This window comes from Clavibacter sp., assembly GCF_014802555.1.
GTDB classification, from domain to species: Bacteria; Actinomycetota; Actinomycetes; order Actinomycetales; family Microbacteriaceae; genus Clavibacter; species Clavibacter sepedonicus.
In genome coordinates this window covers 1-22244 of the sequence record NZ_JAAVCB010000092.1, presented here as the reverse complement: position 1 = coordinate 22244, position 22244 = coordinate 1, and the positions used below count along the sequence as shown (strand labels likewise).

General features: G+C 71.6%; 28 protein-coding genes and 1 pseudogene. 17 read left to right on the top strand and 12 right to left on the bottom strand.

The genetic code is table 11. The features are described from left to right. Nucleotides 1-175 precede the first annotated feature (175 nt). Together HDR73_RS10515 and HDR73_RS10510 are read left to right on the top strand one after the other, a co-directional pair. Nucleotides 176-784, top strand: a complete 609-nt coding sequence (locus tag HDR73_RS10515) for a recombinase family protein (RefSeq protein WP_041464763.1) — start codon at nucleotides 176-178, stop codon at nucleotides 782-784. 155 nt (nucleotides 785-939) lie between these two features. Further along, on the top strand, nucleotides 940-1551 hold the full coding sequence (locus HDR73_RS10510) for a hypothetical protein (RefSeq protein WP_133064094.1): 612 nt from the start codon (nucleotides 940-942) through the stop codon (nucleotides 1549-1551). 13 nt (nucleotides 1552-1564) lie between these two features. Here HDR73_RS10510 and HDR73_RS10505 read toward each other — a convergent pair whose 3' ends face one another. Further along, on the bottom strand, nucleotides 1565-2176 hold the full coding sequence (locus HDR73_RS10505; RefSeq protein ID WP_012300205.1) for a hypothetical protein: 612 nt from the start codon (nucleotides 2174-2176) through the stop codon (nucleotides 1565-1567). A gap of 551 nt (nucleotides 2177-2727) precedes the next feature. Between HDR73_RS10505 and HDR73_RS10500 the strand changes: the two genes are divergently transcribed. Continuing rightward, nucleotides 2728-2913: a YegP family protein gene (locus HDR73_RS10500; protein WP_041464761.1), complete on the top strand. Its 186-nt coding sequence runs from the start codon at nucleotides 2728-2730 to the stop codon at nucleotides 2911-2913. 89 nt (nucleotides 2914-3002) lie between these two features. On the opposite strand, the gene HDR73_RS10495 is transcribed toward HDR73_RS10500, so the two are convergent. Both HDR73_RS10495 and HDR73_RS10490 read right to left on the bottom strand, forming a co-directional pair. Next, nucleotides 3003-3719: a hypothetical protein gene (locus HDR73_RS10495; RefSeq protein WP_012300203.1), complete on the bottom strand. Its 717-nt coding sequence runs from the start codon at nucleotides 3717-3719 to the stop codon at nucleotides 3003-3005. A 175-nt stretch (nucleotides 3720-3894) separates the two neighbouring features. Continuing rightward, nucleotides 3895-4311, bottom strand: coding sequence for a helix-turn-helix domain-containing protein (locus tag HDR73_RS10490; RefSeq protein ID WP_223842671.1), 417 nt, complete (start codon nucleotides 4309-4311; stop codon nucleotides 3895-3897). Nucleotides 4312-4425: 114 nt separating this feature from the next. On the opposite strand from HDR73_RS10490, the gene HDR73_RS10485 reads away from it, so the two are divergent. Beyond that, nucleotides 4426-4776, top strand: coding sequence for a histone-like nucleoid-structuring protein Lsr2 (locus HDR73_RS10485; protein WP_041464760.1), 351 nt, complete (start codon nucleotides 4426-4428; stop codon nucleotides 4774-4776). Nucleotides 4777-4857: 81 nt separating this feature from the next. Here HDR73_RS10485 and HDR73_RS10480 read toward each other — a convergent pair whose 3' ends face one another. Beyond that, nucleotides 4858-5394 carry a hypothetical protein gene (locus HDR73_RS10480; RefSeq protein ID WP_012300200.1) on the bottom strand — a complete coding sequence of 179 codons (537 nt, stop codon included), beginning with the start codon at nucleotides 5392-5394 and terminating at the stop codon, nucleotides 4858-4860. A 65-nt stretch (nucleotides 5395-5459) separates the two neighbouring features. Further along, a complete protein-coding gene (locus HDR73_RS10475; RefSeq protein ID WP_158309450.1) occupies nucleotides 5460-5633 on the bottom strand; it encodes a hypothetical protein in 174 nt (57 codons plus the stop codon). A 490-nt stretch (nucleotides 5634-6123) separates the two neighbouring features. Here HDR73_RS10475 and HDR73_RS10470 point away from each other — a divergent pair, with 490 nt between their 5' ends. Next, a complete protein-coding gene (locus HDR73_RS10470) occupies nucleotides 6124-6522 on the top strand; it encodes a hypothetical protein (RefSeq protein ID WP_287136434.1) in 399 nt (132 codons plus the stop codon). On the opposite strand, the gene HDR73_RS10465 is transcribed toward HDR73_RS10470, so the two are convergent. The 4 genes and pseudogenes from HDR73_RS10465 to HDR73_RS10450 all read right to left on the bottom strand — a co-directional run bounded on the left by HDR73_RS10465 (nucleotide 6418) and on the right by HDR73_RS10450 (nucleotide 8669). Further along, a complete protein-coding gene (locus tag HDR73_RS10465) occupies nucleotides 6418-6936 on the bottom strand; it encodes a hypothetical protein (RefSeq protein WP_012300197.1) in 519 nt (172 codons plus the stop codon). The genes HDR73_RS10470 and HDR73_RS10465 overlap by 105 nt on opposite strands. Before the next feature lie 19 nt (nucleotides 6937-6955). Then, nucleotides 6956-7171 (bottom strand): annotated as a pseudogene (locus tag HDR73_RS10460) (HNH endonuclease family protein); the annotation flags it as partial. Between the two features lie 251 nt (nucleotides 7172-7422). Further along, a complete protein-coding gene (locus tag HDR73_RS10455; protein ID WP_012300196.1) occupies nucleotides 7423-8121 on the bottom strand; it encodes an HAD family hydrolase in 699 nt (232 codons plus the stop codon). Nucleotides 8122-8159: 38 nt separating this feature from the next. Next, nucleotides 8160-8669: a MarR family winged helix-turn-helix transcriptional regulator gene (locus tag HDR73_RS10450; protein WP_041464758.1), complete on the bottom strand. Its 510-nt coding sequence runs from the start codon at nucleotides 8667-8669 to the stop codon at nucleotides 8160-8162. Nucleotides 8670-8842: 173 nt separating this feature from the next. On the opposite strand from HDR73_RS10450, the gene mmuM reads away from it, so the two are divergent. Beyond that, nucleotides 8843-9748, top strand: coding sequence for a homocysteine S-methyltransferase (mmuM, locus tag HDR73_RS10445; RefSeq protein ID WP_012300194.1), 906 nt, complete (start codon nucleotides 8843-8845; stop codon nucleotides 9746-9748). A gap of 63 nt (nucleotides 9749-9811) precedes the next feature. On the opposite strand, the gene HDR73_RS10440 is transcribed toward mmuM, so the two are convergent. Beyond that, nucleotides 9812-10675 carry an SDR family oxidoreductase gene (locus HDR73_RS10440; RefSeq protein ID WP_012300193.1) on the bottom strand — a complete coding sequence of 288 codons (864 nt, stop codon included), beginning with the start codon at nucleotides 10673-10675 and terminating at the stop codon, nucleotides 9812-9814. Nucleotides 10676-10780: 105 nt separating this feature from the next. Here HDR73_RS10440 and HDR73_RS10435 point away from each other — a divergent pair, with 105 nt between their 5' ends. The 3 genes from HDR73_RS10435 to HDR73_RS10425 all read left to right on the top strand — a co-directional run bounded on the left by HDR73_RS10435 (nucleotide 10781) and on the right by HDR73_RS10425 (nucleotide 13521). Continuing rightward, nucleotides 10781-11170, top strand: coding sequence for a winged helix-turn-helix transcriptional regulator (locus HDR73_RS10435; RefSeq protein WP_049791959.1), 390 nt, complete (start codon nucleotides 10781-10783; stop codon nucleotides 11168-11170). A 92-nt stretch (nucleotides 11171-11262) separates the two neighbouring features. Next, nucleotides 11263-12534: an MFS transporter gene (locus tag HDR73_RS10430; protein WP_012300191.1), complete on the top strand. Its 1272-nt coding sequence runs from the start codon at nucleotides 11263-11265 to the stop codon at nucleotides 12532-12534. Between the two features lie 120 nt (nucleotides 12535-12654). Then, nucleotides 12655-13521, top strand: coding sequence for an aldo/keto reductase family oxidoreductase (locus HDR73_RS10425; protein WP_012300190.1), 867 nt, complete (start codon nucleotides 12655-12657; stop codon nucleotides 13519-13521). Nucleotides 13522-13985: 464 nt separating this feature from the next. Here HDR73_RS10425 and HDR73_RS10420 read toward each other — a convergent pair whose 3' ends face one another. Beyond that, nucleotides 13986-14123 (bottom strand): plantazolicin family TOMM peptide, encoded by a 138-nt coding sequence (locus HDR73_RS10420; protein WP_086935937.1) that lies wholly within the window; start codon nucleotides 14121-14123, stop codon nucleotides 13986-13988. A 189-nt stretch (nucleotides 14124-14312) separates the two neighbouring features. Between HDR73_RS10420 and HDR73_RS10415 the strand changes: the two genes are divergently transcribed. The 8 genes from HDR73_RS10415 to HDR73_RS10380 all read left to right on the top strand — a co-directional run bounded on the left by HDR73_RS10415 (nucleotide 14313) and on the right by HDR73_RS10380 (nucleotide 21420). Beyond that, on the top strand, nucleotides 14313-15185 hold the full coding sequence (locus HDR73_RS10415; RefSeq protein WP_012300189.1) for an ABC transporter ATP-binding protein: 873 nt from the start codon (nucleotides 14313-14315) through the stop codon (nucleotides 15183-15185). Continuing rightward, a complete protein-coding gene (locus tag HDR73_RS10410) occupies nucleotides 15182-15949 on the top strand; it encodes an ABC transporter permease (protein WP_012300188.1) in 768 nt (255 codons plus the stop codon). Before HDR73_RS10415 ends, HDR73_RS10410 begins: the two co-directional genes overlap by 4 nt. Continuing rightward, nucleotides 15946-16674, top strand: coding sequence for a Rossmann-fold NAD(P)-binding domain-containing protein (locus HDR73_RS10405; protein WP_012300187.1), 729 nt, complete (start codon nucleotides 15946-15948; stop codon nucleotides 16672-16674). The genes HDR73_RS10410 and HDR73_RS10405 overlap by 4 nt, the downstream gene beginning before the upstream one ends. After that, the gene (locus HDR73_RS10400) at nucleotides 16671-17648 is read left to right on the top strand and encodes a TOMM precursor leader peptide-binding protein (protein WP_041464757.1); all 978 of its coding nucleotides are present in this window, start codon (nucleotides 16671-16673) and stop codon (nucleotides 17646-17648) included. Before HDR73_RS10405 ends, HDR73_RS10400 begins: the two co-directional genes overlap by 4 nt. A 281-nt stretch (nucleotides 17649-17929) precedes the next feature. Next, nucleotides 17930-18994, top strand: a complete 1065-nt coding sequence (locus tag HDR73_RS10395; protein ID WP_256890539.1) for a YcaO-like family protein — start codon at nucleotides 17930-17932, stop codon at nucleotides 18992-18994. A gap of 10 nt (nucleotides 18995-19004) precedes the next feature. Beyond that, the gene (locus HDR73_RS10390; protein WP_012300185.1) at nucleotides 19005-19826 is read left to right on the top strand and encodes a SagB/ThcOx family dehydrogenase; all 822 of its coding nucleotides are present in this window, start codon (nucleotides 19005-19007) and stop codon (nucleotides 19824-19826) included. Between the two features lie 26 nt (nucleotides 19827-19852). Continuing rightward, nucleotides 19853-20572 (top strand): CPBP family intramembrane glutamic endopeptidase, encoded by a 720-nt coding sequence (locus tag HDR73_RS10385; RefSeq protein ID WP_158309449.1) that lies wholly within the window; start codon nucleotides 19853-19855, stop codon nucleotides 20570-20572. Further along, nucleotides 20569-21420 carry a class I SAM-dependent methyltransferase gene (locus tag HDR73_RS10380; protein WP_158309448.1) on the top strand — a complete coding sequence of 284 codons (852 nt, stop codon included), beginning with the start codon at nucleotides 20569-20571 and terminating at the stop codon, nucleotides 21418-21420. Before HDR73_RS10385 ends, HDR73_RS10380 begins: the two co-directional genes overlap by 4 nt. A 15-nt stretch (nucleotides 21421-21435) precedes the next feature. On the opposite strand, the gene HDR73_RS10375 is transcribed toward HDR73_RS10380, so the two are convergent. Next, entirely contained in the window at nucleotides 21436-22086 is a 651-nt protein-coding gene (locus HDR73_RS10375) for a CPBP family intramembrane glutamic endopeptidase (RefSeq protein ID WP_012300182.1), read from the bottom strand. Nucleotides 22087-22244: the final 158 nt, after the last annotated feature.

Here is a 22244-nt window from a genome sequence, read left to right as displayed (position 1 = left end):
GGTGCTTGGTGCCGTGATGCTCGTGATTGCCGCCGTGAGTCGACACCGGAGTGGTCCGGTAGGGGATCCCTCCCGGACCACCTCGTCGTCGAGTGGCGGCCGCGGGGTCATGCGTCTCAGGTAGGCGGTCCGGCGACTGTTCCGCTGAGGGGTCCTTACCTGAGACACTGGACGCATGCCAGGACAGCTCATCGGATACGCCCGCGTCTCGACCGACGCGCAAGACGTCACCGCCCAGCGGGACGCCCTCGCAGCGCTCGGCGTGACGCCGGATCGGATCTACGTCGACCACGGCCTCACCGGCACCAACCGGAACCGTCCCGCGCTCGGGAAGGCGCTCGAGGCGTGCTGGGCCGGCGACACACTCGTGGTCACGAAGCTCGACCGCCTCGCCCGCTCGATCAGCGACGCCCGCACCATCGCCGACGAGCTCGCGACCAAAGGAGTCGCGCTCAGCATCGGGGGATCCATCCACGACCCGACCGACCCGACCGGGCGGCTCCTGTTCAACATGCTCGCGATGTTCGCCGAGTTCGAATCCCACCTCATCCGCGCCCGCACCCGCGAGGGCATGAAGGTTGCCGCGAAGAAGGGGAAACTCAAGGGCGGCAAGCCCAAGCTCTCCCCCGCCGCCGAGCGACACCTCGTCGCGCTCTACCGTGCCGGCGACCACTCCATCAGCGAGCTGTGCGACCTGTTCTCGATCGGCCGCGCCACCGTCTACCGCGCCCTCGGTCGGCACCCCGTCGAGGAGAGCGGACAGGTCACGCTCCCCCCGGGTTGACAATGACCCGCAGACGTAGGTGCCGCTAGGGCACCCGCTCGACGGCGCACAACCCGCTCGCCTCAAACCCACGAAGGAGTACACCTCAGATCGTCGCTGAGAGGCGGCCCGGATGCGCTGCATCAGCCGCGGTCCGGCAATCGGAAGGTGTACACATGCGTCACATCCGGAACCACCACGCGCTAGCGGCCATCGGCGCTGCGGCACTCCTGCTCGCGGCGGCCGTTCCCGCGCAAGCAGCGCTCGCCAGCACCACACGAACGGTTGTAACGCCCATGAGCTTCGGCGGCTTTGACGCGGCAGCCGCGAAGGCTCAGGGGTTCGAGTTGCAGACGGTCAACGGGCGGACCGTGCCCGTCCCTGTCACAGCCGAGGCCAAGAGGGAGTGGGCAGAAGCGTCCGCGGACGAAGCCGCCATTGTTCACCCAGACGGTACCGTCGAGGGCAACTGCGGCTCCTCGACCGTGACCGCCGTCTACAACGGCGGGAACACCATCCGGGTCGTCACGAGCTACGTCGTGAAGGCGCCCGCGGTCGATCACGCATGGTTCGTCGACGAGTCCCTCGTCGCCACGGGCACGAAGGTGCATCAGTTCAACTTCTCTGGCCTGAGCACCGGCCGGCTGAGCTGGACGAGCGACCCGCAGATCTCGCCGGCGATCCGTGACACCCAGCAGGGCGGCAGCACGCAGGTGACGCTCGGCTCGCACGCGGTGCTGCTCGGCGGCTTCGTGTGCTACTCCGGAGGCCCCATCGACGTCTTCTAGGACCGCTGCCTGGTCAGCTCATCGCGAGACCGGTACGGAGCGCGGAGGGGTAGGCATCTGGATCCCTCCGCGTTCCGGCGGCAACGGTCATGAACTCCGGCCCGTTCCACTCGGCTCCGCCGGACGGCTTGTACGGCATGACGAATATTTGCCGGAGGCCGTGGCGCCACGCCGCAACCGTGTCCGGCAGTGCTCGGCGCTCAGGAGACTCGAACACGGTGGATGTCTTCAAACGGTCAAGGGTATCCATCCACTCAGAGAACGCAGCCTGGTCCAGGCCGTCCCACCCGTGCTCCCGACTCCACCAGACCGGCCCGGTGATGCCGAAGTGCTGTGCGAGGTCCGTCTTGTCGCTGTAGTCACCCTGGGACCGTGCGTTCCAGTAGATGTTCGCCCGCCACACCTCCGCCCACCGCTGTTCGAGGGACGCGAGGTCCCAGTGCGCCGGCCGTTGCGACGTCCCCGCTGATGGGGCCGGGTCCAGCTCCGGGATCTGGATCCACGGAGACAGATCCCACGCATGCTTCACGTACAGCAGCTCCATCAGCGGACGCGGGAACTCCGTGATCGTCAGCTCCATCTCCGCCGGCCACTCGCCCTCTTCCGGTACGCGTTCGAAGTGCATGCCATGCTCCCCTCGTCTGGTGTACAGCAGTGTGCACTCCTGTCCTGCGTCGCGCGTGAAGCGCTCACCGCGCGCCAAGGGGCCTCCCCACATGAGTCTCCAGCGACTGGGCCGCTTGGCCCCGCCCTTCCTGACAACCCCCGAATGCTGCTCAGCAGCTTGCCGCCAGCCTCGCGGAAGGAGGGACTAACTGCGGCAGGACGCCTGCCATACCGACCCATCGCCGAGGAGGGCGGACAGTCTCGCGTCCTCGGGTCGCCCGTGCGGAACAGCAGCACCTTGCGGGCCATGGTTGCGGGACACTCGCGGCCTCGGTACTCCGTGGCGAGCTCCGAACGCTTGCGGGTCGTCCCGCAAGCCAAGGGTTGCAGGACGACACGGTGGAGAACTCCCTCGTTCCGTGGCACCGGCGATCCCCAGACGGGGGTAGTGCGCAGCACCCTCGGCGCCGGGACACTTACCCGGGGCCCCGATCCCCCCCCCTTGGACCGGGGCACCGTCCGGTCGTCGCACTCGCGCGGTCGGATCACCGTCACCGACGAGGAGCAGAGATGGCAACGCAGCTGACGTACAAGCGCGCAGACGGGCGATGGGCCTGGCGGCTGACCACGGACAACGGTCAGGTCATCGCGACCGACGGGAGCCAGGGCTACGAGAACGAGTCCGACGCACAGCGGATGGGTGACCTGGTGATCTCCGGGACCTACGCCGGGCGTAACCGCCTCCGGCAGGGCTGACCCGAACGGTCCGCTCTCCCGGTTCCGCGTGTCGGACCCGAGCTCTACGCTCGTCGACGAGCGCGGCCGGACGCTCCTTCATGATCGCCTCAGACCTCGGGGCGCGCCGTGACTCTCGTGCCGGCGAGGACGGACGCACGACGCGCGAGGCGCTGCCGGCACACCTCCCCACAGGTCCGTCGACGTCGGCCCGTCGACGGCTGGCTGATCGGGGATCCGCAGAACGCGCACGCGCTCTCCGCCGGCAGCCGGTAGGTGGTGATCGCCGAGGCCACGGCGCCGCTGCCGGCGAACAGGTCGTGGAGCTCGTCGACGGACGGGTCATAGCCGAGCATGGCCGCGACCCACCGCGTCCACTCCGGCGGCTTCGCGCCCATGAACCCCTGCTGCCGCGCGGCCGCGTGCAGGGCGTCCGTGACCCGCGGCCCGGACTCCCGGCGACGTCGCGCGTCCGGGACACGAACGAGGACGGGTTCCCACCGGTTGAGGAGCCGCGCGCCGCCGGGCATCGCGTTCGGCTTCGACCACACCGCCAGCTGCGCCGCGGGCGGCGCCGCCTCAAGGAGAACGGGCAGGGAGTCGGCGGCACCGGCGACCGCCCACCCGTCGTAGTCGCGCTCGAGCGCACGGATCAGAGCCTGGTGCTCGGCAGGATCGTCCCACACGGCCGCGTCGGGGTGATGGTCGGGCTTGCGGCCGTTGCCCGCCCAGAGGCCATCCGTCCGGGTGTGCCCGCCGCCGCGTCCGTCGCTGTACCAGCGGTCCGCGCGTCCCAGGTACGGCGGATCTGCGATCGCGAGCCTCACCCTGCCTTCCCCTGTTCTGTTACACGCGAGTCGGCGTTTTGTGACAGCCCGGCAGTGGAGACGCCTGCAGCCGGTGGGATCCCCGGACGGGGGTGTGGTGCCGCGCCGCGGCGCCCGGGACGATGCCCCTCGGTGGCCCGGTCGGCCCCCTCGATCGGGGCATCCGCCGTTCCGCTCAGCCCTGCTTCCGGTTTCTGCTGTCACGCAGGAGCTCGCGGAGGGCGCTCTTCTTCACGGTCCACCGCCGGCCGTCGCGTACGCCCGGCATGCAGCCGTCTCGGATCCAGCCGGTGATCGCCTGCTGGCTCATCCTCAGCAGCTGCGCCACCTCAGCGACGGAGAGGACGTCGCGGTACGCGTCGAGGGGATCCGGGTCCCGTGGACGACGCGATGCGGGGCCGTTCGCTGTCGATTCCACCCACTCGCGGACCTCGGACCGGAATGCGAACCACGAGTGCCCGATCACGTAGCCGGGTATCACCCCGCGGCGAAACCAGAGACTCACCGTCGTCTGACGAATACCAAGCACACTCTGCAGATCGCCCGATCGCAGGCTGACAGGCATCGCCTCCCACACCCTCGGATCAGTCACCAGCGGATGATATCGCCTCTATGTGTGTGGTGATCTCACCATTCGCACGCCCGTGCGGTTATGGTCAAGGAACTGGCGTCCACGGACGCGGAATCCGCATGGAAAGGCAAGTAGATGGCCCGCAAAGTAGTGACCACGCTCGTTGACGACATCGACGGCACGCCCATCGAAGAGGGGCAGGGCGAGACCGTGCCCTTCGCGCTCGATGGCGTGAACTACGAAATCGACCTCACGGACGACAACGCGGCGAAGCTGCGGACGGCGCTGGAGGACTACACCGACAAGGGCCGCCGCGTCGGACGCTCAACAACCGGCAAGGCCGGCACGCGCCGGTCCTCGAGCTCGAGCCCGAAGGGCGACCTCAGTGCCGCACGGGAGTGGCTGCGTGAGCAGGGCCACAAGGTCTCTGAGCGCGGACGCATCTCCGCGGACCTGCTCGCGGAGTACCACTCCGCAACCAGCTAGCGCGAGGAGCACGACGAGAGGGCCGACCCTTTACGGGTCGGCCCTCTCGTCGTTGCCGACTCAGCCGGCGCAGTGCTTCGTCTAGTTCACGGTGATGGGCTGGGTGGACTTCCCAAAGGTGAGACCCGGGTTGTCGTATCCGACGCTCAGTCCGGAGAAGCTGGCCGACACGGATGTGATGACGCCACGCTGGTTGCCCTCATAGTCGAACGCTGCCTGGACAGGCGTCGTTCCACACGCCGAGACGTCATATCGGGCCTGGAACGATCCTCGGTCGACCTGATTCTCGAAACCGTCCGTGACCGCGTCGACGTTCCAGATTGGTGCGTTGGTTCCAACGCCTGCGTCACGGAGGGTCGTGCGGTCAGTCGCGACACCGCTGACGCTCGTCGACGTGGCGGTGAGGTCGGAAGGCGTGCCGCAATTCGTACTGAAGCGGAGCGCTGCGAGGTCTACTGGAGCAGCTTGGCCAGCGAATTCGTCGCGCCAGTTAACGGAGCCCGTGACAATCCCGATGTTATCAACGGTTCCGGTGACTACATTGACCGTGAAAACATCTTCCGGAAAGTCTGCGGCCGGGCGGACGAGGCCGTCCTTGGATCCGGACAGGCCGGGCACTTCGTCGGAGCGGAGTGTGGAGGACGTCGACTTGGCTTCGCCGCCGAGCTCCGTGATCAGGGCCTTCAGCCCTCCCCGTCCGCCGGGTTCGCGCTGGCGTAGGCCTGTACCTTGCTGGTGAACGTCACCTCGCGCGCTTTGTCTGATGACTCGATCGCTTGAGCAGAAGTCATCGGAATGACTGCGAGAGCGAGGGCGGCGGTGATCGCAGACCCTGAGAATAATGTGCGCTTGTTCATGGAGACTCCCATTCTTTTAGTTCGCTTGCGAACGGTGAATGTCGTCTCGATCAGTTTTTTTGCGCGCATCTCGGATGCCCGTAGATACAGCTTTTACAATCACATTGTAGAGGACGTAGAACCATACTGCCGATAGGACTACCAACAGTGCGATCTGAGTACATGCATCCATCACTTCACCTCGTGTCCTGATCGTGGACGACGCGTCGAGCAAACCATAATAGGCACGATTCGCCAACCCCTTGGCGAATATCCAAGTAGATTGTCACACATTTTATAAAGCTGATATCAGATCGGTAACACAATATCGTGGACGAGTCAGCCCCGTTGTGGCTCGTTGCAGACCGTGATATTCACGCGCGCTGCGGGCGGCTATTATCGCGTGCCGCCGTGATCTCGGCTTGAGCCCCTGTCGGACCCCGCGCTTACGCTCGTCGACGAGCGCGGCCGGGCGCTCCCACTCGATCGACTCGACGAAGGAGAGCCCCCGGTGAACAAGGTGACGGGCAGCATCGACGGCCTCGTGCGCGACGTCGGCGTCCACCCGGGGGCGCACCTCGAGGCCGGCTACTGGCGGATCCAGGTAGAAGACCGGCCCGTGCTCGGGTACGTGATCCCTCACCGAGCAGCGCCCGGAGACCCGTTGACCTTCGAGCTCTACGCCGATGCCCGCAACGACCAGGGCCAACGTGTCTGGATCCGCCGCGAGCCCTCGTTGAACACGACCGTGGCGTGGATGGTGCAGCACAGCGCCGAGCTCATCGCCTTCGCGGCGCGAGCGCGCTCAGCCGGCCGGGGGCCGGCGGAGACGACGGCCGCGGAACGTGCCTCCGCCGACGTCGACCAGGCCCGGGAGCTCGGCCATGTAGAGCGCGGCGAGCTCGGGTGACGCGGCCGTCGCGTGGATCGTCACGCGCCGTGCGTCCGCGATGGGTAGCAGCTCGGGCAGGAGGCGGGCGCGCAGGGCTCGGCCGCGGCCCGTTCCAGGTGCTGCCGAGATGTGGTCGCCGATGTGCCACCCGGTGCGGGTCCCGAACAGCGCGAGCACGACGTCGCGGTCGGGGCTGAGGTAGTACCGCGTCCACGGGCACGTGACGAGGACGACATGTAGCACGACGACGAGCAGGCTGAGCACCCACCACGCGACGGCGAGGTAGAGCGCCACGACACGCGCGCAGCGGCGGCAGTGCTGGAACCCGTGCCAGAAGCCACGGCGCATCCACCACGCAATGCGCAGGGCGTCCACGACGCCCGCTCGCGGCAGCCCCTCGATCGCCGGGGGCATGTTCGAGGACGTCGCCATCCCGGAATCCTTCGGCGGGTCACGAGCAGGAACTGAGCGTGTGGTCGATCGCGGCGCGGTCGGCGTCGTCGATCGTGAGCTCGTACGTGCTCAGCACGTACGCGAAGCGGGTGACGTAGAGGCAGTCATAGCCGGCGGCCGGCGGGAGCCGCGTCGCCGGCCCCTGGTCCGACTTCGCCTCGTTGGTCGGCCCGTCGACGGCCTGGAGGGTTTTGGAGTAGGTCGCGAGCTGCTCGCAATGAACGGCGTTCGACAGCCCCGTCAACGCCTCAGTCGAAGCGCTGATAATGTACCTTATGTCAAATAATGCGTGTTTTGCCCTTGCTGGCAGGGGCGACGTCGCGGGCTTCGGGAGCGCTAATCCGCAGCGGGCGAGGCTGGGTGGCCGCTTGTAGCTGGCGCGGCGTCAGTCACTCACGTCGACTCGCTGCACTTCCATTCACGACTTCACGGGAAACTACAGCCACCCGCCGGCCGCCGCTGGCCTCAGAGCCCGAGCAGCCGCTCGAGCGCCGGGTCCTCGAGGGAGTCGAGCACCAGATCCGCCCCCGCGTCGCGCAGCTCGTCGGCCGAGTAGTGACCGCTCGCGACGCCCACCGCGGTCGCTCCCGCGTCGTGCGCGGAGGTGATGTCGTTCGGGGTGTCGCCGACCACGAGCACCTCGTCGCGGACGGGCGCCGCGCCACGCACGATGCCGGCGGTGGCAATGGCGCGGCGCACCACGTCGACGCGCTCGGGCGAGTCGGATCCGTACGCGCCGAACACGAAGAACCGGCCGAGGCGGGCGGGCTCCATCTTCGTGCGGGCGGCGCCCTCCATCGCGCCGGAGACGACGCCGAGCACCACGCCCGCGTCGGCGAGCCGGTCGAGCAGCGCCTCGGCGCCGTCGAGCACGCGGTAGCCCTCGGAGACGCGGATGTCGTCGGCGAGGTGGCGGAGGTAGGAGGCGTAGAGGCGCGCGAGCTCGGCGGGCTCCGGGTCCCGGCCCATCACGCCGCGGAAGGTCGCGGTGCCGACCTGCGGATCCGTCTCCCCCGCCGACGAGTGCTCGCCGATGTCGGCCTCCACGTCGTGCAGGTCGCGGAACGCCATCGCCCAGCTGCGGGCGCCGGAGCCGCCCGTGTGGATGAGGGTCTCGTCGATGTCGAAGAGGACGGCGGGCGGGGTGGATGCGATGTCGGCCATGGATCCATCGTGCTCCGGCGCGCGCGACGCGCCCAGGCTCAGGACCGCCGCGCGCGCACCCGCTCGGTCGTGCGCGCGATGACGCGCAGGCTGTCGATGAGGGTCGCGATCTGCTCGCGGCTGAGGTCGGCGAGCACCTCGTCCTCGTCGGCGACGAGGCGGCGCATCGCCCGGTCGACGCGCTCGATGCCGAACGGCGTGAGCACGACGAGCCGGCTGCGGCCGCCCGCCGGATCCTCCTCGCGCGTGATGAAGGAGCGCGCGGTCAGCCTGTTCACCCGGTGCACGAGGCTGCCGGTGTCGGTGCCGAGGCGCTCGGCGAGCCCGGCGCGCGTGAGGCCGGCGTCGCCCTGCTGGCGCAGCACGGACAGGAACTCGAACTCGCTCGTCGTGAGGCCCTCGGCGGCGAACGCGCCCTCGCGGATCCGCTGCATCTGCGGCAGGAGGCGCCGGAGCCGGGACACCACGTCGAGCGGCGCGAAGTCGACGTCGGGCATGGCCGCCCCCCACGCGTCGATCACCAGGTCGACGTCGTCGTCATCCTTCATCGGGACTCCCACCGTCGCGTCCACGGTACCGGGGACTCCGGCACCGCGCGGCCGGGTCGGCGCGCTGCGGATGCGGGTGTCGGCTGCGCGCGGCGGATGCGGGTGTCGACTGCGGGACGTCGCGGGGCGTCGCCGACGGCGGATCCGTCACCGGGCTCCGGCAGGATGTCCGCATGACCCGGCCGCGCCCGCTCCCCAACCGCCCGCTGGTGCTCGACGGCGGCCTCGGCACGCTGCTGGAGGCGCGCGGGCACGACCTCTCGGATCCGCTGTGGAGCGCGCGCGTGCTCGCGGATGAGCCGGACGCGGTGCGCGCCGCGCACGCCGAGTACTTCCGGGCGGGGGCGGACGTGGCGATCACGGCGTCGTACCAGGTGGGGTTCGAGGCCTTCGCGGCGCGCGGGCTGAGCGCGGCGGAGACGGAGGAGCTGCTGCGGGCGAGCGTGCGGCTCGCTGCCGAGGCGCGGGACGAGGTCGCGCAGGACGACGCTCCCGGGGCGGGCCGCGACCGGTGGATCGCCGCGTCCGTCGGCCCGTACGGCGCGACCCTCGGCGACGGCTCCGAGTACGCGGCATCGAGCGGCCTCACGCGCGCCGAGCTCCGCCGCTGGCACGCTCCGCGGTTCGCCGTGCTCGCCGACTCCGGCGCCGACCTCCTCGCCTGCGAGACCGTCCCGAGCCTCGACGAGGGCCGTGCCCTGGTGGATCTCGCGCGCGGCTCGGGCGCGTCGGCCTGGCTCGCGTTCACGGTCCAGGGCGGGCGCCTGCGCTCGGGCGAGCCGATGGCCGAGGGCTTCCGACTCGCGAATGGGGCCGACGAGATCGTGGCCGTGGGGATCAACTGCGCGCACCCGGAGGAGGTGCCGGCCGCGATCGCCGCGGCCCGCGGCGTCACGGACCGGCCGGTCGCCGTCTACCCGAACTCCGGCGAGCGATGGGACGCGGTCGCGCGCGCCTGGGGCGGCGACCCGGCGCTGCCGTCCGTCGACGCGTGGATCGCGGCGGGCGCATCGATCGTCGGCGGGTGCTGCCGGGTCGGACCCGACGAGATCCGGCGGATGCGGGACGCGCTGGGCTGAGATCCGCGCGCGCGACGACGGCCGCCCCCTGCGAGGGGACGGGCCGTCGTGGTGCGGGCCGGATCAGGCGCCGGCGACCGCCTGGCGGAGGCCGTCGGCGAGCGACGTGGTGGGTCGGCCGAGGAGGCGCGCGAGGTCGCCCGTCTCGTCGTCGAGCTGGCCGGCGCGCGTGGCGGCGTCGAGGCCCACGACGAAGCCGACGGTGCCCTCGTCGAGGCCGGCGCCGCCGAGGATCCGCGCGTGCTCCTCCGCGGACACCTGCGAGACGGGGACGGGCTGGCCGAGGATGCCGGAGATCGCCTCGGCGAGGTCGTCCTGCGTCCAGCGCTCGTCGCCTGCGAGCTCGAGGGTCTGGCCTGCGAGCGAGTCGTCGAGTGCCGCGACCGCCGTGGCCTCGGCGAAGTCGGCGATGGTGGCGCTCGCGACGCGGCCGTCGCCCGCGCTCGTGAGGAGCGCGCCGGACTGCTTCACGGAGTCGACCGTGCCGGCGTAGTTCTCGGTGTACCAGCCGTTGCGGAGGAGCGTGACGGGCACGCCCGATGCGGCGAGCACCTCCTCGGTGGCCTTGTGCTCGCCCGCGATGAAGAGCTCGGTGGTGGAGGCGCGGAGGACGCTCGTGTAGAGGATCCGGCCGACGCCCGCCTCCTTCGCGGCCTCGATGACGGTGGTGTGCTGGGGCACGCGCTGGCCGACCTCGCTGCCCGAGACGAGCACGAGGGTGTCGCCGGGCTGGATCGCGGCCTTCACGCTCTCGGCGTCGGTGTACTCGAGGCGCGCGGTGCGGACGCCCTGCGCGGCGAGGTCGGCGAGGGCCTCGGGGCGGCGCGCGGTGGCGAGCACGTCGGAGGCGGCGTAGCCGCGGGCGAGGAGGGACGCGACGATGCGCGATCCGAGGCGGCCGGTGGCGGCGGTGACGACGATGGTCATGGGATGCCTTTCGAGTCGATGGGGTGCGGTGCTGCCGGGGACAACTGCCCCGCCGCCGAGTACCTTCCCACAGGGAGGTACCCACTTTCCGGTAAGTTGGTCATCATGACGCAGATGAGCTTCCGGGTGACCCGCGACCGGCCCGGCGTGACCGAGGGCCGCTACCCCGCGAACTGCCCGTCGCGCACCCTGCTCGACCACATCACCAGCAAGTGGGGCGTGCTCGTGCTCCTCGCGCTCGGTGAGCGGTCCCGGCGCTGGGGCGAGCTCCGGCGCGAGGTCGAGGGCATCAGCGAGAAGATGCTCGCCTCCACGCTGCGCACGCTGGCCGACGACGGGCTCGTCCTCCGCGAGGCGCAGCCCACCATCCCGCCGCGAGTCGACTACCGGCTCACCGAGACCGGCCACGAGGTGAGCGCCCGGCTCGTGCCGCTGATGGACCTGGTGATGGACGTCACCGAGGACACGTCGCCCCTGGCCTCCCGCCGACCCTAGGCTGGTTCCGGCAGCCGGGGAATCCGGCGCCGACCCGCCTCGCGCCACGGCGCCACCGCCGCACGCGCCACCCGGCCAGAGAGAGACCGACGATGCCCTCCCCGTCCGCGCCGACGCTGTCGCGCACGCCCGCCCCGACCCGCGACGTCCGCCGCGCGCGCGTCGCCGTCGGCATCCTCTTCTTCACCAACGGCGCGATCGTCGCGAACCTGCTGCCGCGCTACCCCTCGATCAAGGCGGAGCTCGGGCTCGCCAACGTCGAGTTCGGGGCCGCGGTCGCCGCGTCGCCGCTGGGCGCGCTCATCGCGGGGCTCGCGGCCGGCGTGCTCATCCGCCGGTACCGGTCGGCGCGCGTGGCGGTCGTCGCGACCGTGGTGGCATCCGTCGGGATCCTCCTGGCCGGCCTCGCGCCCGGCTGGCTCGTGCTCGCGGGCGCCCTGTTCCTCGCGGGTGCCATGGACTCCATCACCGACGTCGCGCAGAACTCGCACGCGCTGCGCGTGCAGCGGCTGTACGGGCGCTCGATCATCAACTCGTTCCACGCGGTCTGGTCGATCGGCGCGGTCGCGGGCGGGATCATGGGCGCGGCCGCCGCGCAGATCCGGCTGCCGCTCGTCGTGCACCTCTCCATCTCGGCCGTGCTGTTCAGCGCGCTGGCCGTGCTGTCACTGCTGTGGCTGCTGAAGGGGCCTGAGCCGGAGCCCGGCGAGGGCGGCGCGGCGCACGCGCATGCCCCGGATCCCGAGGGCGACGTCGCGCGCGCCGCCTCCCCGCGCGCCCTCGGCCTGGTCGCGAAGTACGGCGTGCTGCTCGCGCTCGTGATCATCGCGTCCGGCGGCGCCATCGTCGAGGACGCCGGCAGCTCCTGGTCGGCCATCTACCTCTCGGGCGACCTCGGCGCGAGCGCGTTCGTCGCGGGCCTCGGCTTCATCTCGCTCCAGGGCATGCAGTTCGTCGGCCGGATGCTCGGCGACCGCATGGTGGACCGCTTCGGCCAGCGCGCCATCGCCCGCCTCGGCGGCGTGCTCGTGCTCGTCGGCATGGGCGCGGCGCTCGCGTTCCCGAGCATCATCGGCACGATCGTCGGATTCGGCGTCGCGGGCTTCGGCGTCGCGACCCTCATCCCGGCCGCCATGCAGTCAGCGGACGAGCTCCCCGGCTTCAAGCCCGGCACCGGCCTCACCATCGTCGGCTGGCTGCTGCGGCTCGGCTTCCTCATCTCGCCGCCGGTCGTCGGCGCCATCGCGGACGCCTCGTCGCTCCGCTTCGGCCTGATCTTCATCCCCGCCGCGGGCCTCCTCGTGCTCGTGTTCTCGCGCGTGCTGGCGACCCGGCGGGCGCACCCGGCGGCGCAGGGGCTGTAGCAGGGCCGCCCTCCCGCGGGCGCACGCGGGCCGATCCGCTCACGGGCTCCTGCTAGTGCGGCGGCGCGCGCGTCCGGCCGCGGGAGAGTGGGTCCACGCCCGCCACCCGAGAGGATCGCCATGTCCACCGACCTGCCCGGAGGGCTCTTCCCCCTCGCCGACGACCTCACCGTCACGCGCTTCGGCTACGGCGCCATGCAGCTCGCGGGACCGCGCGTGTTCGGGCCGCCGAAGGACCCGGACGCCGCCCGCGCGGTGCTGCGCGAGGCCGTCGCGCTCGGGATCACGCACATCGACACGGCCGACTTCTACGGCCCCGGCCACACGAACGCGATCATCGAGGAGGCGCTGTTCCCGTACCCGGATCGCCTGCACATCGTGACGAAGGTCGGATCCCTGCGCGACGAGAAGGGCCGCTGGCCGCAGGCGCTCTCCGCCGCCGAGCTCCGCCAGGCCGTGTACGACAACCTCACGCACCTGACGCTCGACGTGCTCGACGTCGTGAACCTCCGCGTCGGCGCGTTCGACAGCCCGACCGACGGATCCATCGAGGAGCCGTTCACGGCCCTCGCCGAGCTGCAGCGGGAGGGGCTGATCCGCCACCTCGGCGTGAGCAACGTCACGCACGCGCAGGTGGCCGAGGCCCGCCAGATCGCGCCGATCGTGACCGTGCAGAACCACTACAACCTCGCCCGCCGCGACGACGACGCGCTCATCGACGAGCTGGCCGCGGACGGCATCGCCTACGTGCCGTACTTCCCGCTCGGCGGGTTCTCGCCGCTGCAGTCGGAGGTGCTGGCGCGCGTGGCCGCCTCACTGGGATCCGCGCCGCTGCCGGTCGCGCTCGCGTGGCTCCTGCAGCGGTCGCCGAACGTGCTCGTCATCGCGGGCACGTCGTCGGTGGAGCACCTGCGCGAGAACGTGGCGGGCGCGCGGATCCGGCTGCCCGAGGACGCGCTCGCGGAGCTGGAGGGGATCGGGGGCTGACGGACCGGCCGGCTCGCGGGGGCGCCAGCTGGGGCGCGGAATGCGCGCATCTGGGGCGTTGTACTTCGCCCGCGGAACTGAAAGGGTTTCAGCGTGCCTATAGAGTCCGCAACGGACGGAGCGTCCGCCTGCTGCCGGCCGTAATTCTCCGCCCGCGGGCGACGCGGGTCGGAAATCGATCGAGGCAAATCACGCCTGCGCCGGGATGTCCTGCCGAAACAATGGGGCGTGACCGCCGCAGAGCATTTCGGGGCATTCTCGACGCCGATTCGGCGGGGTGCGCCAGTTCGTCATCAGCGCGCGGAGGCCAGGTGCGGACCACGCGGTGACGAGCACCGACCTCGGCGTCCGGAGAGTCGCGACGCGCGGCCGGCAGGACGACGCGCGGACCCGCGCCCAGGGGGCGGGTCCGCGCGCGCGTGCTGTCTGGACGAGCGGAAGCGCTGGTCAGCGCCGGGCCCGGGTCAACCCCAGGTGCACGTGGTCGAGATGACCGTCGAGCAGGTGCATCGTGCGGCCATCGGCTCGAACAGATGCAGCCCCTCGCCGTAGACCGTCGTGGTGACAGCCGCGGCCCGCGGCAGAGCGGTGGTTGTGATCATGCGTGATTCACCCCCTTTCCCGGATCTTCGTGAGCAGGCGCTCGGATATCCAGGCCCCTGGCGCACATTAGATACCGAAGCCGCCGCAGCCGCAACCCCTTGTGACCACGCGCGGGAACGTGATCTAATCCTGGCATGCCAGGGGGAAAATCGATTCACACTGATACGCCGTTCGCCTCGCTTTCCGGCGTGGGCGTCGATTTCGGCTCGACGACGGCGCTGTCGGATGTCGACCTGGACATCCACGAGGGTGAGGTCGTGGGGTTGATCGGCGCGAACGGCGCCGGCAAGTCGACGGTCATCGGCCTGCTCCACGGCGCCGTGCTCCCCACCCGAGGGCGGGTCCACCTCTTCGGCAGCGATCCCCGTGACCCGCGCTCCCGGATGCGGCTCGGCACGACGCCGCAGTCCGTCGCCCTGCCGGAGACCCTCCGCGTCGACGAACTCATCCGGCTGGTCGGGGCCCACTTCCGCGACCAGGCGCCTCGTGACGAGATCGTGCGGGATTTCGGCATCGAGCCGTTCCTCCGCACGCGAGCGGGCGCGCTCTCCGGGGGCCAGCAGCGCGCCGTCGCCGTCGCGCTCGCGTTCCTCGGGTCGCCACGGCTCGTGCTGCTGGACGAGCCGACGGCGGGCCTCGACCTGGTCGTGCGGCGCCGACTGCGCGAGGCGATAGCGAGGCGGGCCGCGGGCGGATGCACGGTGCTCCTGACGAGCCACTACTTCGAGGACATCGAGGACCTGGCGACGCGCATCGTCGTCCTCGCCGCCGGGCGGGTGACCGCGGACGGCTCGCTCGCGGAGATGCGCCGAGGGGGACGCGAGGTCGAGATCTCGTTCGCGACGGACGATCCCTCCGCGTTCGTCGGCGTCACGCCGGCTGACGCGTCCCGGATCATCGGCCGCCGTCTCCACCTGACCACGGACGATCCCGACGAGCTGCTCCGCTCGGTGTACGCGGTCGGCTCCCGGGTCGACGACCTGGAGGTGCGGCGGGTGTCGCTCGAGGACGCGCTCCTGTCGCTCCCGCGGCACGCGGACCCCGAGGGGAGCGGTCGATGAGCCTCGTCAGCCCGGTGGCGCTCGCCGGCACCTACGCCCGCGCACAGCTCCTGGAGGCTGTCCGCACGCCCATCAGCATCATCATGGGGATCGGCACGCCGACGGTCGCGTTCCTCTTCTTTGTGCTCCCGCAGCGCCGGATCGCGGAGGATCCGGACGCGGCGGCCGCCGCCGTCGCCGCGCTGTGCGTGTTCGGCGTCATGCTCAACTGCCTGTTCGAGTTCTCCGTCGAGATCTCGCAGATGCGCGACCGACCGTGGGGCAAGTACCTCCGGACGCTGCCGTCGCCGGCCGTCGCCCGCGTCCTCGGCTACCTCGGCTCCACGGGCGTCCTCGCGATCCTGTCGGTGATCCCGCTGCTGGTGATCGCGTGGGTGACGACGGACGCGCAGGTCACCCTCGGCGGCCTATTGCTCGGATTCGCGGCCCTGGCCGTGACGGCGGTCCCCTCGATGCTCCTCGGCGTCTGCGTCGGCTACCTGACGCGGCCGAAGGCCGCCGTCGCGGTGGCGCAGGTCCTCATGCTCCTGCTCGCCTTCGGCGGCGGGCTCTTCCTGCCGCCGCAGCTCTTCCCCGACGCGCTGGACGCGTTCTCGATGGCCCTGCCCACGCGCGCCGCGCTCGAGATCACCTCGTGGGCCGCGCTGGGCGGCGACGCCGTGCCCTGGATCCCGCTCGCGGTGCTGCTCGCGTGGGTCGCCGCGCTCGCCTCCCTGGCGCTCGTCCTCATCCGCCGGGACGCGTCCGCGGTCATCCGCTCATGAGGTACGTCGGCAACCGCGACGGGTTCCGCGATGCGCTCGCCGCGCTCGCGGTGACGGCGCCGGCCGTGTGCGACCCGGCGACGCGCGTCATCGACCTCGTGGCCATGGATCCCGGCGATCGCCGCATCCGGTCCCGGGCGCTCGAGGCCGGCCGTCTTACGGTCGTCGTCTCGAGCCGACGCGTCGACGTGGGTGACGCGCGGGGAGAGGCCGAGGCGAGGCTGCTGGCGGACCTCGACCATGCCGTGCTCCTCCGCTGCGCGCCCCTCGAGGAGAGCCTCGACTCGTACCGCTACTGGGCCGAGCTCGGCGGGGTTCTGCTCTCCTCCATCCATGACGCAGGGGTCGCCTGGATCGCGCTCCCCGACCTCGCCGAGGCCGCGTGCGCCGCGGGACGGGAGGCCGTGGCGCGGGCGGGCCGCGCCTTCGACGTGACCGGACCCGTCCAGGTGCCGATGGCCGACGTCGCCGCCGCGCTGTCCGCGGACATCGGCCGGGAGATCCGCCACGAGCGGCTCGACCCGGGCGCGTTCGAGCAGGTGCTCCTCCGCAACGGGGTCCCCCCGTCCTTCGCCTCCTGGTTGCCCGCTCACCAGGAGGAGACCAGCGACCCCGCGCTGCCGGGGACGACACCCGTCCTCCCGGCCCTCCTCGGCCGGCCCCCCGCCCTACCCGTCACCTCACGCCCCGAGACCGCGCACATCCGAGAGGAATCCCGACGATGACGAACCCCGGCACGACCGACCGATACCGCATCACCCCGCATGTGACCACCGGGACCCTGGGCTCCCGGATCGTCGCGCTGACGGGAGAGGCGGTCACGACCCTCGACGGCGAGGGGATCGTCCCCTTCGTCGAGCGCCTCCATGCCGTCGTCTCCCGCGACGCCGGCGCCGACATCACGGAGATCACGCGGGCCCTGGATGCCGAGGGCGACGTGGAGAACCTCGTCGCGCTGCTGGCGCAGCTCGTCGACGCCGGCATCGTCATCGCCGTCCCACCCGCGACCTCCGCATTCGCCCTGCTGGCCTCCAAGCAGTCCGGCTACCAGGTCGGCATCGAGGAGGCCCAGCGCAACATCGACGACACGCTCGTGGAGATCTCCGGGGCGGACGAGAGCCCGCTGGCCGTCCTGATCCAGAACGTGCTCGAACAGCAGGGCATGGCGGTCACCCGGCTCGCGACGCGCACCGAGGCCGTCCTGCGCGTGGTCGTCGGCGTCTCCCACCTCGACCCCGTGCTCGCCGCGGCGAACGCCCGCGCCCTCGACGATGGCGTCCCGTGGCTGGCCGTCGCGCCGTTCGACGGCCGCAACGCGTGGACGGGGCCGTTCATGATCCCGCGGCGCTCCGCGTGCTTCACGTGCTTCCGGCTCCGGCGGTCCGCCAACTTCACCGACGAGGTGATGCGCTCCGAGCTCACGGAGATCCGGATGCTGGAGCCAGCCGGCCAGCCCGTCTACGACCACCCGGTCAACACCGTCCAGGCAGGGCTCGTGGCGAACCTCGTCGGCGAGTGGGTCGCCCTCCGCGACTACGCTCCGTCCGCCGTGCCCGGCGGCATGTCCGTGCTCTCCCTGGACGACCGCGGCATCGGGTTGGAGCAGCACCGCGCCCTCCGGGTACCCCGGTGCCCGGACTGCTCGCTGTCCGCGACCACGGGGCTGCCCCAGGTGTGGTTCCACGCCGAGGAGGCCTGATCCCGTGGCGGCGACGTGGACGCCCCTGGCCCGCGCGATGGAGGTCCTGGAGCCGCTGTCGAGCGGCTACGTGGGGATCGTGAGTCGCGAGTACGAGAAGCTGCGCGACACCGACGACGTGTGGGGCCACTCCTACGGCGCCCACACGACGGACGGGAGCGCCCTCATCGGGATGCGCTCGAACTCCTTCAACGGCGGCGGCTCCACCACACGCACCCAGGCGCGTCTCGCCGCGATCGGCGAGACAGTGGAGCGCTACAGCGCGGCGTACTGCCCCCCCGCTGGACGACCCCCGGGTGCGGCGCGGGACCACCGACGAGATGCGCGAGACCGGCGACCTCATCCTCGGTCCGGACGCATGGGAGTTCTTCTCCGACGAGCAGCTGGCCGATCCGGCTATGCCCCACGCACGGTGGACGGACGACGCTCCCCTGTGGTGGCGGGAGGGCGTCGACGCCTCGACGGGCCGGCGGGCCTGGGCGCCCGCCCAGCTCGTCCACCTCGCCGGTCCGTGGCCGGGCGACGCGTCGATCGCCTACGCGACGAGCAACGGGCTGGCCTGCGGCATAACGGAGACGGAGGCCAGGATCTCCGGGCTCCTGGAGGCGGTGGAGCGCGACGCATTCATGCTCACCTGGTACAACCGGCTCAGCCTGCCGCACGTGGACGTCTCCACCCCGCGGCTCCGGCGCTTCATCTCCACGTACATCCGCCCGACCGGGTTGCAGCTGCACCTGATCGACATGAGCGTGTTCTCCGGCATTCCGACGGTCCTGGCCGTGGTGCGGAACCCGCACACGGGCCTGGCGCCGGTCGCGATCGGCGCGGCGAGCGCCGCGACGATCGAGCGCGCGGGCGAGAAGGCCGCGACGGAGGGGATGTACACGCGGACGTGGATGAAGACCGAGCAGCGTGAGGGCAACGCGCTGCACTCCACCGACTGGGCGGGCGACGTGTCCAGCTTCGAGGACCACATCCGCCTCTTCGCCGGCACCGACCTCGTGCCCGAGCTGGACTTCCTCACCGCCGACACCGGGACGACCGGGCCCGGGAGGTCTCGCAATTTCGACGACTCCGATCCCGATGCACTGTGGTCCGCCCTCGTCGGCCACCTCGCCGACGGCGGGACCCCCGTCGTCGCGTTCGACCTCACCAGCCCCGATGTCGTCGAGGCGGGCGCGCGCGTGAGCAAGGTCGTGCTCCCCGGGTACCGGCAGCTCGATGCCACCTATGCCGGTCGCATGCTCGGCGGCAGCCGGCTCCGGGAGGAATCGCACCGGCTCGGCCTGGCGCCCGGCCCGTTCACGCACGCCGACCTCAACCACGTACCGCACCCGTTCCCCTAGGAGGCACCCGATGACGAACTTCGAGCTCCACGCGACCAACCTGGTCGACGTGGTCTACGGCAACGAGCGACTGCGCTACGACGATCCCTCGGAGAACTGGTTCGAGGCGAGCAAGATCTACCGGCCGTCCATGGCGTGGGATGCACCGGGGGTCGCGCCGCTGCTGCGGTCGCGCGTGCTGCAGCGGATCGCGACGCGGGCGGGCAAGCGGTACACCCACCTCCCGTTCGTCGCGCTGCCCGAGCCGCGCGCGACATCCGTGATGCTCGAGGACGCGATCGAGCGCCGCTTCAGCGCGGACGAGTACGACCCCGGCGCCGTCCCGCTCGACGTGGTCGCCAGCCTGCTGCTCAAGAGCTACGGCGCTGTCCGACGAGCGAATGGCTGGCGTCGCCCCGTCCCGTCCGGCGGGGCGCTGTACCCGCTGGACGTCTATCTCATCGCCCGGAACGTCGAGGGAATCGAGCCGGGCGTGCACCACTTCGACGCGTTCGAGAAGGGGCTCGTGCGACTCGGCGACGTCGACTACGGCGCGTTCATGGCGGCGCTCCTCCGCGAGGACGAGCTCTCGGGGACGGCGTTCTCGATCGTCCTGTCGTGCAGCTTCTGGAGGTCGCGCTTCAAGTACGGGCCGCGCGCCTACCGGTTCGCGCTCATCGAGGCCGGCCACGTCATGCAGAACATGGTGCTCCTCGCCACCGCGCACGGGCTGACGTCCCGGCCATACGGCGGCTTCGTGGACGACGAGCTGACCGAGGTCATGATCGACCAGAACGGGGTGGACGAGGCTCCGATCTACGTCTTGACCGCCGGGAGCGCGCTCCCGGGATGAGCGGTCGACGAGGGCACGCGGTGCGCATGATCCTGCACCTCGCCTTGCCCTTCGCGCTCCGGGCCACGGCGGAGCGCGGCTGGCCGCGCGGACGGTCCGCCGCCCTCGCGGCCTATGACGTCGCGACCGTGCTGATCGCGTCGCCCCGCGCTGCGCGACGGCTGCCCACGACCCCGTCGCCCCGGCGACCAAAGAGGATCGGCGTAGCACGCGTCGTCTGCGGCGGCATCGCCGGGGGCGCGATGCCGTCCGTCGTCCGGGCCGCCGTGCGCACCTCCCCCGGGGCGACGGGTTCATCGAAGCGCATCGACGGACTCGAGCGCCGCGGCGGGGCGACGGCGCGCTGGACGTCCCGTGCCGCACCGTCCGGCGTCGTCCCCGCCATGCGCACGGCGCTCGTGGCGGCGGCCGAGGAGGCCATCTGGCGCGCCCCGATCCGATCGGGGGATCACGTGCGGCTCGGCACCCTGGCGGCAGCGGGCGCGTCCGTCGCGGGCTTCGCGCTCCTGCACCTCCCCGTCGGCGGCCCCCGCGCGCTGCCGTACACGGCGCTCTTCGGTGCCGTCGCGAGCGCCTTCGCGCTCAGCTGGGGTACCCCGTCCGCCGTCGCGTTCCACGTCGCCCACAACCTCGTGCTCCGGCGAGGCGCGCCGGGAGGCTCGGCCCGCTCAGCCCGCTCCACCCGGGCGACCGCGGAGGCGGAGCGGGCGCCCGTCGCCGAGATCCCCTCCGAGGCGACGTGGTGACGGGCGGCGGACGCGCCAACGCGCGCGCACGCGCCCAACGGTGGTTCACCGATCCGGAGCTGACCCCGGTCAGCTCCGCGTTCGACGCGAGGGAGAGCGCGGCGTCGCGTGACCTGTCCATCGGCGCCCTCGTCGCGCGGCATCGCGCCGTCCACGGGCGACCGCCCTCGACGCTGCTGGACGTGTCCTGCGGCGCGGGCGAGCTGCTCGCCACCGCTGCGGAGCTGCTGCCCGGGTGCCGCCTCCTGGGGATCGACATCTCCGAGTCCGCCGTCGCACGGGCGAGGGAGCGCGTGCCGGGCGCGGACATCCGCGTGGGCGCCGCCGAGGAGGCCGCCGCGTACGACGCCTGGCCTCCACTCGACGCGGTGATGGTGCACCTGTCCCTCGGCCTGTGGCGGGACCCGTCTGCCGGTCTCGCGCGCATCGTCGAGCGGCTCGCCGCGGACGCGACGCTCGCCACGGTCGACATCGGCCGCGGCGGAGGCTCCGAGCCCGATGACCCGCTCTCCGCCGCGTACCTGAGGGATCAGCGCGAGGCCTCCTTCACCGTCGGCGAGCTGCGCGGGCTCCTTCGCGACGCCGCGCCCGGCGCGCGCATCACCGTCGGCACCACGGGACTGGCCGGGCTCGACGCGACGGCACCGGAGATCCCGGCGATGCTCGGGGACCCCGCGTTCCTCACCATGATCCGCTCGGCGGGTGCGCGCGCCGCCTCTCGTGGCCCATCCCCCGAGGTGCTGCACGGCTGGGTGGACGTGCACGGTGCGCCCGACGGCCGCCGCCCGGCGACGACGCTCCGCCCCCTGCCCCCCGCGGGCGGCATCGACCTCGGGCGGCTCGCCTGATGCCGGACGCTCCGCTCAGGCGCGGTCCGGGCTCGCTCCGCCGCCCGCGCGTCGAGGGCGCCCGGCGCGGGACGCTGACACCACGGAGAGCATCAGCCCCGGTTCGATGACGAGATTGATGGCCACGTGCGCGATGGCCACGGGCAACAGCGTGCGATCGGCGAGGAGGTAGACGACCGCGAGCGCGCCGCCGAGCAGCGTGGTCGCGACGACCGTGGGCAGGACGAGGCGGAGATCCCCCGCGAACGCTCCCCACACGGCATGCGCGACGCCGAAGGCGAGAGCCGAGACGACGACCTGGAGCGCGGCGCTCGAGCCGGCGGCGTCCAGCGCGTCCATGAGCAGACCGCGGAACACGAGCTCCTCCACGATGCCGCTCACGACGGCGCTGACGACCGCGATCGCCTTCAGCCCGGACCAGCGGAACGACTCGGGACGGACGCCGGGCACGGCGACGGAGGTGCCGACGACGTAGGCGAGCGCGACACCGGCAGCCGCGACCCACGCGACGAGCGACACCGACTCGGCGCGCGCCAGACCGATCTCCTCGCCGAGGAACCACGATGCGTCGCGCGCGAAGCCGTAGACGAGGGGCACCATCATCACCGAGGTGATCCCGAGGAGCACGAATCCGGTGATCCGGCGCGAGCCTTCCGCTGTCCGCATGCCCGTCCCCCCCCGCCATGACGTGTCCTCGACCATTTCATGTCCGCATGCCCGTGTCCAGGGCGGGCACGGCCCTGCCGTATCGGGCGCGCCCGCCGTGGCGCACCCGCGCGCGGGCGTCGCGGGCGTCGCGTCAGGCCCCGCCGCCTCGCTCGGCG

What these genes read in the sequence shown, in the direction of transcription:
- HDR73_RS10515 (WP_041464763.1), top strand. Translation starts at nt 176, where the DNA reads ATGCCAGGACAGCTCATCGGATACGCCCGCGTCTCGACCGACGCGCAA.
- HDR73_RS10510 (WP_133064094.1), top strand. Translation starts at nt 940, where the DNA reads ATGCGTCACATCCGGAACCACCACGCGCTAGCGGCCATCGGCGCTGCG.
- HDR73_RS10505 (WP_012300205.1), bottom strand. Translation starts at nt 2,176, where the DNA reads ATGCACTTCGAACGCGTACCGGAAGAGGGCGAGTGGCCGGCGGAGATG.
- HDR73_RS10500 (WP_041464761.1), top strand. Translation starts at nt 2,728, where the DNA reads ATGGCAACGCAGCTGACGTACAAGCGCGCAGACGGGCGATGGGCCTGG.
- HDR73_RS10485 (WP_041464760.1), top strand. Translation starts at nt 4,426, where the DNA reads ATGGCCCGCAAAGTAGTGACCACGCTCGTTGACGACATCGACGGCACG.
- HDR73_RS10475 (WP_158309450.1), bottom strand. Translation starts at nt 5,633, where the DNA reads ATGAACAAGCGCACATTATTCTCAGGGTCTGCGATCACCGCCGCCCTC.
- HDR73_RS10465 (WP_012300197.1), bottom strand. Translation starts at nt 6,936, where the DNA reads ATGGCGACGTCCTCGAACATGCCCCCGGCGATCGAGGGGCTGCCGCGA.
- HDR73_RS10455 (WP_012300196.1), bottom strand. Translation starts at nt 8,121, where the DNA reads ATGGCCGACATCGCATCCACCCCGCCCGCCGTCCTCTTCGACATCGAC.
- HDR73_RS10450 (WP_041464758.1), bottom strand. Translation starts at nt 8,669, where the DNA reads ATGAAGGATGACGACGACGTCGACCTGGTGATCGACGCGTGGGGGGCG.
- mmuM (WP_012300194.1), top strand. Translation starts at nt 8,843, where the DNA reads ATGACCCGGCCGCGCCCGCTCCCCAACCGCCCGCTGGTGCTCGACGGC.
- HDR73_RS10440 (WP_012300193.1), bottom strand. Translation starts at nt 10,675, where the DNA reads ATGACCATCGTCGTCACCGCCGCCACCGGCCGCCTCGGATCGCGCATC.
- HDR73_RS10435 (WP_049791959.1), top strand. Translation starts at nt 10,781, where the DNA reads ATGACGCAGATGAGCTTCCGGGTGACCCGCGACCGGCCCGGCGTGACC.
- HDR73_RS10430 (WP_012300191.1), top strand. Translation starts at nt 11,263, where the DNA reads ATGCCCTCCCCGTCCGCGCCGACGCTGTCGCGCACGCCCGCCCCGACC.
- HDR73_RS10425 (WP_012300190.1), top strand. Translation starts at nt 12,655, where the DNA reads ATGTCCACCGACCTGCCCGGAGGGCTCTTCCCCCTCGCCGACGACCTC.
- HDR73_RS10420 (WP_086935937.1), bottom strand. Translation starts at nt 14,123, where the DNA reads ATGATCACAACCACCGCTCTGCCGCGGGCCGCGGCTGTCACCACGACG.
- HDR73_RS10410 (WP_012300188.1), top strand. Translation starts at nt 15,182, where the DNA reads ATGAGCCTCGTCAGCCCGGTGGCGCTCGCCGGCACCTACGCCCGCGCA.
- HDR73_RS10405 (WP_012300187.1), top strand. Translation starts at nt 15,946, where the DNA reads ATGAGGTACGTCGGCAACCGCGACGGGTTCCGCGATGCGCTCGCCGCG.
- HDR73_RS10400 (WP_041464757.1), top strand. Translation starts at nt 16,671, where the DNA reads ATGACGAACCCCGGCACGACCGACCGATACCGCATCACCCCGCATGTG.
- HDR73_RS10390 (WP_012300185.1), top strand. Translation starts at nt 19,005, where the DNA reads ATGACGAACTTCGAGCTCCACGCGACCAACCTGGTCGACGTGGTCTAC.
- HDR73_RS10385 (WP_158309449.1), top strand. Translation starts at nt 19,853, where the DNA reads ATGATCCTGCACCTCGCCTTGCCCTTCGCGCTCCGGGCCACGGCGGAG.
- HDR73_RS10375 (WP_012300182.1), bottom strand. Translation starts at nt 22,086, where the DNA reads ATGCGGACAGCGGAAGGCTCGCGCCGGATCACCGGATTCGTGCTCCTC.